The following is a 14,174-nucleotide window of genomic DNA, read 5'->3' on the forward strand; positions in this document are numbered from 1 at the left end:
TTTTCTCTACTTGCCCTTATCTTCCGTTTTTCGTTATAATAATTCTGCTTATGAAAGGACGGACAGAACGATGCACCATATTGAGACAGCAAAAATGAGCCGACGCACGTTTTTAAAAAAGCTGGCGCGCACCGGCCTAGCCGCCGCATTGGCCACAACGGCCGCGTACAGCTATGCCCGCTGGATCGAGCCGGCCTGCGTGTCTGTAACGCGCCATACATTGTCGCACCCGCTCATCCCGAAGTCGTTTGCCGGCGCAACGATGTTGCAATTCAGCGACCTTCATCTCGGTCATTACTATGGATTAAAGCGCTTTGACCAGGTGATCGATCAAATTAACAAGCTAGAGCCGGATTTGATCGTCTTCACCGGCGATCTGCTCCATGAGGCGAACCGATACCCGCACACAGAAGCGGTCGCCGAAGCGCTCGCCCGCCTTCGGGCCCCGCTTGGAAAATTCAGCGTCTACGGCAACCATGATCATGGCGGTTACGGAACAGACATTTACCGCCGGTTGATGGAGCGGGCTGGGTTTCGCGTCCTCGTCAACGAGCATGCGCTTATCCGCCGCGGCCAACACGCGATCGCCATCGCTGGCAGCGACGATATGATGCTCGGCCGTCCGGATTGGTCGAAAATGACAAATGGCATTCCGCCGGCAACGTACACGATCGCCCTCGTCCATGAACCGGACGGCGCCTTGGAAACATCCCGCCTCCCGATTCACGTGCAGCTGTCCGGCCATAGCCATGGTGGGCAAATTCAGTTGCCGTTTATCGGACCGCTCATCACGCCGCCGTTGTCTGAGCGGTATTATGAAGGGTTTTACCACGTCGGCGGACTCTTGTTGTACGTCAACCGCGGCCTTGGCACAACAAGGGTGCCGCTTCGCTTCTTCGCTCCGCCGGAGTTGACCGTTTTTTCGCTTACCCCCGGATAGAAGTAGGACAAACCGGGCAACAACACCGCTTCCTATGTTATAATAGAAAGAAAAAAGGAGACATGCCGATGAAACCGGTGCAATTGACGGTCGACAATATTGCCAAAGCGATTTTTACCGTCAACCGCCATGCCAAAACAGCATTGAACCCTTCGTTTCTTTATCTTCTGAAGAAAAAAGCGATCGAGAAGCTGCTTGAGGAGGGCAAGGCGAAAAAAGTGGGCCTCCATTTTTCCCGCAATCCGAGATACAGCCAACAGCAATCCGACGTGCTTGTCGCCGTCGGCGACTACTACTTCCACATCCCACCGACAAAACAAGATTTCGCCGCCCTTCCACACCTTGGCTCTCTCAACGATTCATACCGCAACCCTCCAGCTCGGATGCCGCTGTCAGAGGCAAAAGCCATTCTCATCGCCTACACCGGACTGAAGGAAAAGCCGGAACAAAAGCCGAAACGGCTGACAAGACCCGTATTTAAACGGCTCGGCGACCGCTATTAAGCGGACGCCGGTTTTTTTCAACAGTGGGCACATCTTAGCGCCGGGTCGGCAACAGGGGCATCGATGTCTCTTTTGCTTCAACCTGCTTTTTCGCCCACCCTGTCTTGCAATGAAAGTCCCCTCTCGTTTTCGCTGCACTAAGAGGCGGTGAAAAGCAACCATTTTCCCTAAATTGATGATTCTCGAATGAAGAGGAGAACAATATCCGTAAGGCTTCTCCATTTGAGGAGAAACATGATTGGGCCGCCTTTCCTGTTCAATCACCGGCCTTCTAAAACAAATAAGCCAGCCGCTGTTCTGTCGGCTACGCTGAGACCCCTTTCCTCTTTATGCTTCCCCATTGTTTTTTTCGACGAATGGCATCGATCACCCCTTCGCACCGCCACCAAGCGGTAAGCGGACGGTACCAAAACGTCTCGGTCAACGCGAAGAAAAACAGCTTCACCAAATCAGAGATGCTCGGGAACTTCCGCTCAGTCCACTCTTCAAGCAAGACGGCTACTGCTGATAACAGCGAACCGTACAAAACCGAAACCGTCAGCAACAAAAGAGCGAATTCGACGTACAAGTTTCCGAGAAATAAGGAGAAAACAACGACAATATAGCCCATCAATTCAACGATCGGACCAAGAAGCTCAATGAACCAAAAATACGGCAGCGAAAGAAGGCCGATTGAGCCATATTTTGGATTGAACAGCATCGATCGATGCATCCATAAGCTTTCCAAAAGCCCGCGATGCCAGCGCCGCCGCTGCCTCCGCAAATCGCCATACGTTTCCGGTGCTTCCGTCCAGCAAACCGGGTCGGGGATGTAGATGATTTTTTTCGCCTCGTTTTTTTCCCGCGCCAGTCGATGCAGACGCACGACGAGCTCCATATCTTCGCCAACTGTATCAGCATATCCCCCTGCTTCAATCACCCAAGGCTTGGAAAAGACGCCGAACGCCCCAGACACAATCAGCAGCAAGTTGTGGCGGCTTAAGCCGAGACGGCCGAGCAAAAACGCACGCAAATATTCAATCGTTTGCATAATGACGAGCGGCCGCCGCGACAACCCAACCTGGACGATCTCACCGCGTTCAATCCGGCAGCCATTGGCGATGTGGACGCTTCCTCCAGAAGCGATGATCTCCCCGTCGGACTCAAGCATTGGTTTCATCACTTTCAAAAACGCGCGCCGCTCCAAAACCGAATCGCCGTCAATCGTGCAAATGTATGGATAGCGAGAAGCGTTGATTCCCGCGTTCAACGCATCCGCTTTCCCACCGTTTTCTTTATCCAGCACAAACAAATGGGGATAATTAAGCGACTGATAAACCGCCTTAATTTCCTTTGCGTCCAGCTGGCGGCGAATGACGCGATAGACCAGCTGCAAATGAAAATGCTCAATCAGCCGTTCAAGCGTTTTGTCAGTCGATCCATCGTTAATGACAATGACCTCGTACTCAGGATATTCAATAGCCAGCAGCGACCGCACCGAGCCGACGATGCCCGCTTCCTCATTATAAGCGGGAACAAGAATGGACACCGGTTTGGCATAGCTCGCATCGAGCAGCTCTTCATACGGCTCCCAGTCATCAAGACGATGAATGCGGCGCAAATGGATGAACGAGACAACAAGCAAAAAGGCATAAAAAAGCAGAACGATGACCATGTAAATCAGTACAATATGTCCTGCGACCCAAAGAAACGAACGCCACGCTTCCACTATCATTCTCCTCCTCCAAGCCACTGCCTCGCCATATCACGAGCATAACGATCCGATGCTGTGCGCGCCGCGGCGCGCAACGCCGTTCGGCCTCCCGGCAGACGCGCGATGGCCGCGGCGGCTTCGGAACGAACAACAAATGAACGGTCGCTAAGCCGCTCATACAGCAACGGAAGAAGCCGCTCTTCGCGGCATTTTCCCGCCAGGCGGGCAGCCATCAGCCGCTCTTGCCAATGGGAGGAGCACAAATGCTGCTTGAGCCTCTCCGCTTCAAGCGGCATGCCGATTTCCGCCATCGCCTTGAGCGCGCGAACGCGAAGTTCCGACTCATCGGATGCCAACAGCTCCAGCAAAAACGACCGCTCCTCGCGCCGGCGGATGCCGATCATATCCACGAACGCGCACTTCCCCGCCCGCGTCAGTTCATCAAATCGCTGTTCCACCTGTCGAAGCAGCCGCTCGCTCATATGGCCAAAAATAACTCGGTACGCAAACTCGGTCAATTCGTATTTCGGCTCAAGCACGTAGGTCACCACTGGGCTATAGTCAAATCGGGCAAAAATTGTCAACAGTTTTTCTTCTTCTCCTCTCGTCACCCGGTCGGAGCGGTACAATCGCTCCATCTCCAGCAACATCGCCTTCATCTGCAAATCCTCTATCAAAAACAGTGCGTTCATCCGCTCGCTCCAATCCCGACTTGACAACCAGCGGCGCAGCCATCCTTGAAAATGCTTTTCCGCCAATGTTCGGATTCTCTCCTGCACCTGTTCGCCTTTCAAGAGCGAAGCGAAATGGTCAAGGAGCTCCATCATCGCCTCACGCTCAAGCGGCGAAGACGGCAACGGCAGCTCTTCCTCTTCGCCGAGCACATGACGAAACAGCGGAAGATGGAGCCGCTTTTTCAAAGCCCTGATCTCTGCCTGGCGTCTATTTTCCCTCCCTTTTCGCACCACCAAATAGAGAAATAGGTTTACTAACAGTGCAAGGAAAACAATCGTTGCGGCTAAGGCAGAAAAAAGCGCCATCACTCCTCCAACTCCTTCAACAACCGGCGCAGCCGCGCCTCAAGCTCAAGCCATTTAAACGGCTTTGTCACATATTCGTCCGCTCCTCGGTTCAGCGCATGGGCAATATCCCGCTCATCTTGGCGCGACGTCAGCATCATCACCTTGTATGGCTTTCGCTCTTGACGGAGGCGGTTCAACACCTCAAGGCCGCCCATTTTTGGCATCACCCGATCCAAAATGACGACAGATTGCCGCCCGCTTTGATAAAACGGAGATTCGAGAAACGAAAGGCCGTCGCCAAACTCGTAAATGTCCGCTTTCCTCCCTTGCTCATTGACGAGCTTGCGGACAAGATCAGCAATCATCATCCGCACGAGTTCATCGTCGTCTACGATGGCAATCGCCCATCGCCGCCGATCCGTTGATGCTTGGCTTGGGGCCTCATCCGAAGAACCGCTTTTCTCACGCGCCGCCTCTTCGATCCGATTGCCACCGCCTCGTTTCGCCGCATACAGCGCCTTGTCGGCCAGACGCAGCCAATAGTCAAGCGGCCGATCCGGTTCATCACACTCAACCAGGCCGGCGGAAAACGTACATGATAGAAGTGCGCCATCCGCCGCGATTTTTTCGGCGGCGAACTGGCGTTGCAGCCGCTCAAGCACTGCACGAGCCTCGCTTTTGGACGTTTTGGCCAGCCAAACGACAAACTCTTCGCCCCCAAAGCGAACGACGGTATCCACTCCACGTGTATGTTGGCGCAAAAAGGCAGCCAGCTTTTGCAATACCGCATCGCCTGCAAGGTGGCCGAAACGGTCATTGACTTGTTTGAAATGGTCCAAATCAAGCAACGCCAAACAGCTTGGCGCTCCGTAACGCTCGAGGTCGCTCCGAAGGCGGGCGTATACCCGCGGCAAATACTTCCGGTTATACACACCTGTCAATTCGTCAATGAGCACAAGGTCATCGATTTTTCGTTTTTTTTTCAATGAGCCGGCGAACGCGAACGAACAGCTCATCTGCCGCTGGGGTGGTGATGACATCATCCGCGCCAAGCTCATAACCTTTCAACCGCCCCTCTTTGCCCTCGTCTCTCCTCACAATGACAACAGGAAGATAGGGGCGCTGTCCGGCGCGCTCAAGCAAAACCGTCAAGTCCGGATTCTCCCACTCTCCCTCCTTCACGCTGACGATGATGCAATCCGGGCTGAGACGAAACATCGACGCGGCCGCCTGCTCAAGGGAGGGAATCGTCGTGAAACGCCATGGCACGGTTTGCAGGGCGCCGCGGACGTAAGCAAAAAACAGGGGATCATTTCCACAGAGGAGAATAGCTGCTTCCGGCCCTTGGCGGTGCGAAGAGGGAATGGTGGCAGAAGCCGCTTCCCCGGCTTCATAGAAGCAGCGAAGGAGAGGAACCATCTCCATCAGCGCCTCCTCCGCTGTCCATTGCCGTTCCGTTTGGCCGTTCAACCGGTGAATGAGCCGCTCTGCTTCAGCAGCGATGTCGCTAAGGCCAATCACCGCCGCCGTCCGGCCGACAGCATTGAAAAATCGGGCCAATTCCACACCGTCAAGCGGCGATCCCGTCCTCCATCGTTCGTATTGTTCATGGATGCGGTCCAACAGTGAGGCGACAGATCGATCCATATTCCCTCTCCTTTCGATCATCGTTCCGTTTTCCCCAACCGACTGACATCCTCCTTTTTTCTATTACTAATATAATCGATCCAAGCAAAAAAGGTTCATCACCAAAAGTTGTACTTGTACCTGTCATGAAAGTATGTTAGCTGTTTCTAGCCGGACCCGCCATGCAAAACGCTGGATATTTCTGTATCCGTATCCCCCACGTTTCATCAGCTTGATCTTGTTATTTGTTCCCTCCATTTTCCCATTTGAATAAGGGGATAAAATGCACGATATGATTTCGTCTGTTCGTTTGACGAGTGATTTTGCGATGGCGCGAACAGCAGAACAAGGACAAAACAAATACCGATGAACCCAGGCGTTCAAACGACGTTTCGCTTGTCGCTCGCTTTGGCTTTTGGATACATAACGAAAATGTTGAAGGGATTGATAGGCAGCCTGCAAAGAATCGCTCTCTTTCTGCCACTTTCGCACCGTTTGGCGCTCCTCCTCGGTGAGTTTCTCGGGACACTGGGTCAATCAGCGGCAAACATACCGAACATGCCCGTGTTTCTTGTTCCCTTTTCCGAAGGATTGGCGGCATCGATCCAACGCTTCCGTAAACAATTGAATCACATGAAAATAATCGACCACATGCTTCGCTTCCAGACACCCCCCTTGAATGGCTTTTTTCATCGCTGGAGCCAAATCACTCACGACATACTGAACAGAACCAGACACAGGAGCCAACACACGTCCAATGGCTTCCTCGTTCTTTCCTGCTTCAACGGCATACACTTCTCCCGTTTCGGCATCCATGACTTCCACTCCGTAATCCTGTCCTTTTCGAAACGCAAACTCATCGACACAAACTGCCTTTGGTTGGATGTCATTCGATAGGAAGGGGCATGGGTATAAAACCAGCGTTCAACGGTCGTGTACGGAAGCTTGAGCATACGAGCCACCGCCTGAATGGATGTTCCGATGCAAGATTGCGCCACCCATTGCTGAAACGCATCCGTCGCTGCACTTCGAGGGGAAATTCCGGGATAAGACGTGCTGAATGTCATGCCACATGTACAACAACGTCTACGCTCCACAGGGAGTTCCACCCAAAAGATGCCGATCCGTTGAGCATACCCATGCATCCATTGCTTCTTTTTTCCTGTCATGTTGATCGTGCGTTTCAAGCAAACAGGACATAACGGGCATTGTTCGGGAAGAGAAAGTTCGGAAATCCAACGTTCTTCTTCTTTTCGCACCTTTTGAATCAAAACATCTGGTAAATCGATGAGTTCTTTGATAAACTGAGCGTACATGCGAATTTTCCTCCAATGGTTTGGACACCCCCATACAGGAAAATTCGCATTTTTTGTATCCTCTATTTTCCCTATGCATACCTATCTTAAAATCTCAAGTACAACTTGTGGTGAAGAGCCGCAAAAAAATTAAAAGAAAAGACGCGCAACAGCCAACAATTTCCCAGCCGCATAAAAAAGCCGCTGCCTTTTTGCAACGGCTTTGTTCAATACAAAAAGTCCAATAGGCGTCGGTCAGCTAAATTCGTGTCAACCGGACAGACTTCTGCATCACGCCCGTACTGCCACACCCAGACATTCGCGCTGCAAGGCGGGGCAGCCGGCTGATAGCGCGGCGCTTTCTGCTCTTTCGTCGTTCCCGGCCTTGGTGCGGCGCTCCAAATGACCGCCTGCACCGCCACTTGGTTGTTCCGGCTGACCGCCTCGCAATAGGCAACGGCGAAATCCCCTTTCGTCGGGTCCGCGTACAGCCCCGGCCGGTATCCGGTCGGATAGAGCGTTTCCACCCAAGCAGCGATCCAAGCGGCATCCACAGCGAAAAAGTCTTCGATGTTGGCAAACAGCAGTTTATTTTTCGGAATGCCGAGCCGCCGCGCATGGAACACCGCGTTGCGCGCCGCCACCTGACCGTTCGCATAGCCGACCGCTTCGCGGAAGGCGTTATAAATCGGCAGCACCTTCACGCCATAGCTGCGGATGCGGGCGATCTCGTCGCGTGTCAACCCTTCGGACACGTTCGGCACTTCCGACAAATAACGGCCCCAAAATTTCGGATAGCCAAGCTCCGTCCGCACGCATTGAAACAGCTGATCCGTTACGGCTTGCGCCGAGTCGACGCCCCACACTCCTCTTGCCATCGGTTCCCCTCCTTCGCGCTTACACTGCCGTCATTATGTATTATATATATGAGGGGAACAGCCCGTTTTATACGGCTACTGGCGGCGCTCCCGCTCCTCCTTCGCCCAGTCGCCTTTCAACAACTGAAACCAGCCGTTGCGCTTAAACCAGACGAACATCGTCATGCCGATCACCGCCATGGCAGCCAATACAACAAAGTATCCGTACTTCCAGTGCAATTCAGGCATATAATCAAAGTTCATCCCATAAATGCCGGCAATAAAGGAGAGCGGCATGAAAATGGTCGTAATGGCTGTAAATGTCATCATAATATTGTTCATTCGATTCGAGTTGAGCGATAAATAGCTGTCGCGGATATCCGCGGTAATTTCTCGGTTTGTCTCAATCATTTCCGACAGCTTCAGCAAATGATCATAAATGTCATGAAAGTACAGCTGCCGTTCTTTCATGCGCTGCAGCCGGTCGGAATGGATGATGCGGTACAACAAGTCGCGCATCGGCACGATCGTTCGGCGCAGCTTCGATAAATCGCCACGGATGTCAAACACTTTTTCAATAATGTCGTGAATCGGTTCATTGTTCGTATTCTCCTCTAAATCGTTCAGCACGTCTTCAATATGGTAAAGCGGTGGAAAATAATCATCCACAAGCTTGTCGATCAGCCGGTACATGACGTGAAACGGCCCCTGCTGAACATCTTCTTCATGCTTCAATCGCTCCCACACCTCATCGACCGCGTGAATGGCCGACTTATGAAACGAAACGATGAAATTTTGCCCGACAAACAAATCGACTTCCTCAGCCTCCAGCGTCATCCCGGCAATGGCATGAAGCACAACAAACAAGTAGCGGTCATAAAAATCGAGCTTCGGCCGCTGCACATATTCAAGACAGTCTTCAATCGCCAGTGGGTGAAAACGGAAAAAGGAGGCGAGCAGCGCCGATTCCTCATCCGTCGGCTCATGAAAGTCAACCCAATACCATGAGACGTCCGGGCTGTTGACAAGCGTTACGTCAACATCATACAAAATCTCAAATTCTTTTGTCACGACACACGTGCGAATCATCGCCATCACCTTTGCCTTGTTCTCCTCTTATCATAACCGAAAAACTGTTAAGTCCCAACAAAAAACGGGTATAAAAATCATATAGAGAAAAAATTGACAAAAAATATTTATCTAAATTTTCTTTACATTAGCATCAAAAACGACGATAATATTAAGAAAGGGAACTGTTTCGTTCCCATATGGGAGGGACTGAATCATGTACGAAAAACAATACCCGAATGAAGGCGCCGTTTTGTTCAACCAGCCGGAAGAAAAAAGCAGCTACGGGCCGATGGCCGAACAAGTGCTGAAAGAAGCGATCTTCCAGTTTCAAAGAAAAAAACTGATGGAACAAATTGATGAAGCGCTCGCGGCCGGCAACAAGCCGTTGTTTTTCAAGCTTTCCACCCAATATAACGACCTGTTGAAAAAATACGGCGCGTAAAAGGAGCGAACGAAGTTGGAAAGTGAATCGTCGATGACCAAGTGAGCCCCATTTCCGTTTGTGGGAACAATCCGGACGGAAAGGGGCTCGTTTTTGTTTTTTCGTTTTCCTCGCCAATGGTACAATAGAAACAAAAAAGAAAGGTGGACAACCGTGAAACACCTCATTCAACCACGTGTTCAAGCCATTCAGTTATCAGGCATCCGCCAATTTTTCAACCTTGTCGCTGACCGGCCGGGACTTGTTTCCTTGACGATCGGCCAGCCTGATTTCCCAACACCCGATCATGTCAAAGCAGCCGCTCAGGAGGCGATCGCCGCCGATTTCACGACGTATACAGTGAACGCCGGCCTGCTGGAACTGCGCCAGGCGGCTTGCCAATTCGTCGCTGACAAGTACGGCCTTCGCTACACGCCGGATGAAGTCATCGCCACCGTCGGCGCCAGCCAGGCGCTTGATATTACGTTTCGCACCATTTTAGAAGAAGGGACAGAAGTGCTTCTTCCCGCACCAGTCTATCCCGGCTATGAACCACTCATTCGCCTGTGCGGGGCGAAACCGGTATACATCGACACAAGGCCAAACGGTTTCCGTCTGTCGGCTGAGCTCATTGCGCCTTATTTGACGGAAAAGACGCGCTGCCTCGTTCTTCCATACCCATCCAATCCAACCGGGACGGCGCTGTCAGCCGAAGAACTTGAGAACATCGCTTCCCTTTTGAAAGGACGGCCGATTTGGATCGTTTCCGATGAAATTTACAGCGAGCTCGTCTATCGCGGCCGCCATCACTCGATCGCCGAGTGGCTGCCGGAGCAGACGATCGTCATCAACGGTTTAAGCAAATCGCACTCCATGACCGGTTGGCGCATCGGGTTTGTCTTCGCTCCAGCGTTCGCCGTTGAACAAATGGTGAAAGTGCACCAATACAGCGTCTCGTGCACGTCATCGATCAGCCAAAAAGCAGCGGTGGAGGCGCTGACCGCCGGCAAACACGACGCCGAGGCGATGCGCGCCGCTTACGCCGAACGGCTTGAGTATGCCTATCATCGTCTCACCGCCATGGGGTTGCCGGTTGAGAAGCCGGATGGAGCCTTTTACTTGTTTCCGTCAATCGCCGCCTTTGGCATGTCTTCGTTTGATTTTGCCCTCGATGTCGTCGAAAACGCCGGCGTCGCCCTCGTTCCCGGCAGCGCCTTTTCCGAATACGGTGAAGGCCATGTCCGCCTGTCGTACGCTTATTCGCTCGATGTGCTCAAAGAAGGGCTCGACCGGCTCGAGCGGTATATCCAAACGAAGCGCCGCAGACCGTAATGGTTTTCAAAAATCATATTGGCTTAGACCGCCATGCCCCCATAAGAAAAAGGCTGCTTTTCTTTCGACTTTTGTTCACCATTGGCTTTAGGGGAATATACAAGAAAAGGGGGTCCCAAAAGGATCGGGACACCCTCTTTCGTCTCTATATATACGCACTGACCGATTCTTCCGCACTATATTTTGTGTCTACCCTGAAAGCAGACAGCCTTTTGGGTCAGCCCCCTCTTCTTTACTTATGGCACAAGCAATAGCTTGCCATGCGTTTTCCGCCCCTGCAACAGCCGATGCACTTCAGAAGCCTGCTCAAGCGGGTAGACGCCGCCGATCATCAGCTTCAGGCTTCCTTCCTGCACCCACGCGAGCAATTCCCGCAAACTTTGTTCGTACAACGCCCGCTTTTTCATGATTTGCGGCAAGAAAAAGCCGATCACTGACCAGTTTTTCGCCATCAGCCGGACTGGATTGAGACGCGTCATTTCCCCGCTCGCCGCCCCATATACGACCAGGCGGCCGAACGGAGCAAGGCAATCGAGCGTCTGATGAAAGACATCGCCGCCCGCCATTTCCAAAGCAACATCGACGCCGCGTCCATCTGTTGCCTCCATCACTTCCGCCGCCCAGCCGTCCTTTGTATAATCGATCGTGACGTCGGCGCCAAGCCGCGCGGCCAACGCTCGTTTTTCCTCCGTGCTTGCCGTGGCGATGACCATTTTGGCGCCGAACCGTTTCGCCAATTGGACGGCAATCGTCCCAACGCCGCCGGCTGCGGCATGAACGAGCACCGTCTCCCCTTCTTCCAAGCGGCCCATCGTTTTGAGAATATGGTAGGCGCTTAGCCCTTGCACCGGCAAGGCCGCCGCCTGGCGGGCATCCATTCCATCCGGAAGCGGCACGACCGCCCGTTCATCGACAGCGACAAACTCAGCGTAGCCGCCGGATTCGATCAACGCGACAACCCGCTGGCCCGGGCGGATGGCTTCCACATCCGGACCGACTTCTCGGACGATGCCGGCCACCTCGGTGCCGGGCACGAACGGAAGCGGCGTCGGCACAACGTAGCGCCCTTCCCGCCTCGCTGTATCGGCGTAGTTCACACCGATCGCCTCAGCTTCAATCACCACTTGCCGTCCCGATGGCAACGGGCGCTCAGCCTCTTTTACTTGCAGCACTTCCGGACCGCCGTACTCAGCAAATTGCACGATTTTCACCGCTCATTCCCCTCTTTCGTCATCTTCATTTGCACGATATCGCGCACTTCCGCCGCCAACGGCCCGGGCTCGAGTTTCGGAATGACGGAAAGCGCTCCGTGCCAGTTGATGTAGTCGATCTCCTTTTCGAGGCCATAAGCCACCATCCAACGTCCGACCCGCGAGGCGGACAACACTTCTTTTGCCTTCTCCTCGCTTGCGTATTGCCGTTAAAACAGCCAAGCAGCCATCGCGCTGTCGGACAGCTCCGCCGCGGCGATCCCCTGCTCGACTAGACAATGGACAAAATATCCGGCGCCATAAAAGTCCTCCAGGCAAAAACGCCCGGATGAACCGGCGCAAATGGCGATAACGGTCTCTTCTTTGTGCGAACGGCCAATATGTTCGCTGACCGCCGGGCTGTTCAGCAAGCTCGCCGCATAGACCGCGCGGGCCGGCATTGCCTTGCGGAGCGCCACGGTGCCGTTTGTCGTCGACAAAACGACCGTTTTCTCCGGGCATACCGTCTGCAAAAACAGCGGCGCGGGCGGATGAAAGCCGACGATCGTCCGCCCTTCGTATTCGCCGACGAGCTCATAGCTGCCCTCTGGCAAGCGAAGCGCGATCTCCTTGGCCTCCTCGGCATCGCGCACCGGGATCACCGAACGAGCGCCGGCAGCGAGAACTGCTGTAATCGACGAGGTGGCAAGCAAAACATCGAACACGACAGCCACCTTTCGATCAGCAAGCGCCATCTCATCAATGTCTTCTTTGCGCAGCACGACATGCACTTTTGTCATCACGCCGCCTCACCGTCCTGTCGCCAGCTGCCATGCATGCTCAATGAGCGCTTCGACAAACTGGCCAAAATGGCGAAACCGCTCATCGTTCGTCTGGCCGCGGCGGTAGCGGTAATAAATTTGCTGGCAAATGACCGCTAATGTGAACTACCCACCACCTACGCTTCGCTTAGAGGTGGGGGCTTCAAGCGACTTGTGTGTGTTCGCTGAACGGTAAGCCACACACAAGAACCCTTTACGCTTCCCTTCGTTCCGAAGGTGTCCGTTCTAGCCATATTCTATCCTATTCGTTGGCTAACGCCAACCGAAATTCATCTCCCACTTTCACTGGTGCTGGCGCACCTTCACGTTTAGAAGTAGGAGACTTCTTTCGGAGGGAAGTTAAATAAACGTGTATATTGGACACATCACGTCCACTTTTTTTGGCATATGCCTCAATAAACTGTTCGCGCGTATAAAAACCGGGCCAAACAGCGGCCGGCGCAGCACCGCCTCCCACTCCCCACAGCGGGGCAAATACGTCAAATTCGACCGGCCGGCGGAAAATTGCTGGATCTCGAGCTCCCCATCCGGCATGTCCGGCAGCACCGTGCGCAAAAACTTGGCCAGCTTCCCTGCCGGCAGTTCTTCCCCCTTGCGCACTGGAATAATCGCTGTCATCTCCCTCTCCCCCTTGGTCAACAATTCAAGCGCGCCATTGCCGCCGCACGAACAGCATCCATCGACACACCTCGGATCAAACTTGTTTGTCTCTCTTTTCACTCGGCTTTCGAGACAGACGGCGCGCTCATGCCATCAAGCAGGATCTCCACCATCTGCTTCGCCACCTCGGCATCGGTCAGCTCTCCGTCCGGACGAAACCATTGGTAGCTCCAATTGGCCGCCCCAAGAACGGTAAGCGTGGCGATCGATGGCGACAAATCGCAGCGCAGTTCACCGCTTTTCATTCCTTCCTCAATCAACGACTGCAGCCGATAGCGGAACAAATCGCGCTTTTCTTTTACTTTCTGTAAATGCTCCTCATTCAAATGCTTCATTTCACGAAAAAAAATGCGAGCTTCCCCTCCTTGCCGTTCGACATTATGAATGAGCATGAAGATAATATCATACAGCTTTTCCCGCACCGAGCGCCGTTTATCGCTTATAATGCGCTCCTCTTCGTCAAGCAGCCTTTCAATGTAGCGAAGGTGAATATCCATCAACAGTTCTTCTTTGCTTGTAAAATAGTAATAAAACGTCCCTTTTGTCACCCCGAGGGCGTCAACGATGTCTTGGATCGATGTTTCGCTGAACCCATTTTGTTCAAACAGCTCAATGCTGGCAGCCATAATTTTCTCCTTCATGTTTTTACACCTCTTGCCTAAAATGTAGTCGCTGCCAGCTATTGTACCATAAAACGGCCAAGCCTGTTTCGGACTTGGCCG

12 protein-coding genes and 4 pseudogenes are annotated in these 14,174 nt (G+C 53.1%); 4 read left to right on the plus strand and 12 right to left on the minus strand.

Annotated elements, in window-relative coordinates; genetic code table 11:
* Positions 1 to 70: 70 nt before the first annotated feature.
* Both AP057_RS05100 and AP057_RS05105 read left to right on the plus strand, forming a co-directional pair.
* Positions 71 to 940 (plus strand): metallophosphoesterase, encoded by an 870-nt coding sequence (locus AP057_RS05100; RefSeq protein ID WP_049624542.1) that lies wholly within the window; start codon positions 71 to 73, stop codon positions 938 to 940.
* A 68-nt stretch (positions 941 to 1,008) separates the two neighbouring features.
* Positions 1,009 to 1,443, plus strand: coding sequence for a YkyB family protein (locus tag AP057_RS05105; RefSeq protein ID WP_014195334.1), 435 nt, complete (start codon positions 1,009 to 1,011; stop codon positions 1,441 to 1,443).
* Between the two features lie 304 nt (positions 1,444 to 1,747).
* Here AP057_RS05105 and AP057_RS05110 read toward each other — a convergent pair whose 3' ends face one another.
* The 7 genes and pseudogenes from AP057_RS05110 to corA form a co-directional block, all read right to left on the minus strand.
* Complete coding sequence (locus AP057_RS05110; protein ID WP_049624541.1) at positions 1,748 to 3,157, minus strand: glycosyltransferase; 1,410 nt, start codon at positions 3,155 to 3,157, stop codon at positions 1,748 to 1,750.
* On the minus strand, positions 3,154 to 4,056 hold the full coding sequence (locus tag AP057_RS05115; RefSeq protein WP_231107621.1) for a HEAT repeat domain-containing protein: 903 nt from the start codon (positions 4,054 to 4,056) through the stop codon (positions 3,154 to 3,156). The genes AP057_RS05110 and AP057_RS05115 overlap by 4 nt, the downstream gene beginning before the upstream one ends.
* Before the next feature lie 119 nt (positions 4,057 to 4,175).
* Positions 4,176 to 5,174, minus strand: a complete 999-nt coding sequence (locus AP057_RS17765) for a diguanylate cyclase (RefSeq protein WP_235468466.1) — start codon at positions 5,172 to 5,174, stop codon at positions 4,176 to 4,178.
* Entirely contained in the window at positions 5,119 to 5,805 is a 687-nt protein-coding gene (locus AP057_RS17770) for a response regulator (protein ID WP_235468468.1), read from the minus strand. The genes AP057_RS17765 and AP057_RS17770 overlap by 56 nt, the downstream gene beginning before the upstream one ends.
* A 123-nt stretch (positions 5,806 to 5,928) precedes the next feature.
* A pseudogene (locus AP057_RS05125) lies at positions 5,929 to 7,100 on the minus strand (ISL3 family transposase).
* Positions 7,101 to 7,306: 206 nt separating this feature from the next.
* Positions 7,307 to 7,957, minus strand: coding sequence for a glycoside hydrolase domain-containing protein (locus AP057_RS05130; RefSeq protein WP_055358212.1), 651 nt, complete (start codon positions 7,955 to 7,957; stop codon positions 7,307 to 7,309).
* Positions 7,958 to 8,032: 75 nt separating this feature from the next.
* Entirely contained in the window at positions 8,033 to 9,031 is a 999-nt protein-coding gene (corA, locus tag AP057_RS05135) for a magnesium/cobalt transporter CorA (protein WP_033016246.1), read from the minus strand.
* A gap of 190 nt (positions 9,032 to 9,221) precedes the next feature.
* On the opposite strand from corA, the gene AP057_RS05140 reads away from it, so the two are divergent.
* Complete coding sequence (locus AP057_RS05140; RefSeq protein ID WP_033016247.1) at positions 9,222 to 9,449, plus strand: IDEAL domain-containing protein; 228 nt, start codon at positions 9,222 to 9,224, stop codon at positions 9,447 to 9,449.
* 153 nt (positions 9,450 to 9,602) lie between these two features.
* Positions 9,603 to 10,760, plus strand: coding sequence for an aminotransferase A (locus AP057_RS05145; RefSeq protein WP_049624554.1), 1,158 nt, complete (start codon positions 9,603 to 9,605; stop codon positions 10,758 to 10,760).
* 236 nt (positions 10,761 to 10,996) lie between these two features.
* Here the strand turns inward: AP057_RS05145 and AP057_RS05155 are convergent, their stop codons facing one another.
* The 5 genes and pseudogenes from AP057_RS05155 to AP057_RS05170 form a co-directional block, all read right to left on the minus strand.
* Positions 10,997 to 11,971 carry a quinone oxidoreductase gene (locus tag AP057_RS05155; protein ID WP_055358214.1) on the minus strand — a complete coding sequence of 325 codons (975 nt, stop codon included), beginning with the start codon at positions 11,969 to 11,971 and terminating at the stop codon, positions 10,997 to 10,999.
* Positions 11,968 to 12,750 (minus strand): annotated as a pseudogene (locus tag AP057_RS05160) (2-phosphosulfolactate phosphatase). The gene AP057_RS05155 and the pseudogene AP057_RS05160 overlap by 4 nt, the downstream one beginning before the upstream one ends.
* Positions 12,751 to 12,759: 9 nt before the next feature.
* Positions 12,760 to 12,897 (minus strand): annotated as a pseudogene (locus tag AP057_RS17780) (phosphotransferase family protein); the annotation flags it as partial.
* A gap of 285 nt (positions 12,898 to 13,182) precedes the next feature.
* Positions 13,183 to 13,410, minus strand: a pseudogene (locus tag AP057_RS05165) (phosphotransferase family protein); the annotation flags it as partial.
* 98 nt (positions 13,411 to 13,508) lie between these two features.
* Positions 13,509 to 14,093 (minus strand): TetR/AcrR family transcriptional regulator, encoded by a 585-nt coding sequence (locus AP057_RS05170; protein WP_055358216.1) that lies wholly within the window; start codon positions 14,091 to 14,093, stop codon positions 13,509 to 13,511.
* Positions 14,094 to 14,174 lie beyond the last annotated feature (81 nt).

Origin of the sequence: Geobacillus sp. Sah69, from assembly GCF_001414205.1 — a bacterium.
Taxonomy (GTDB): domain Bacteria; phylum Bacillota; class Bacilli; order Bacillales; family Anoxybacillaceae; genus Geobacillus; species Geobacillus stearothermophilus.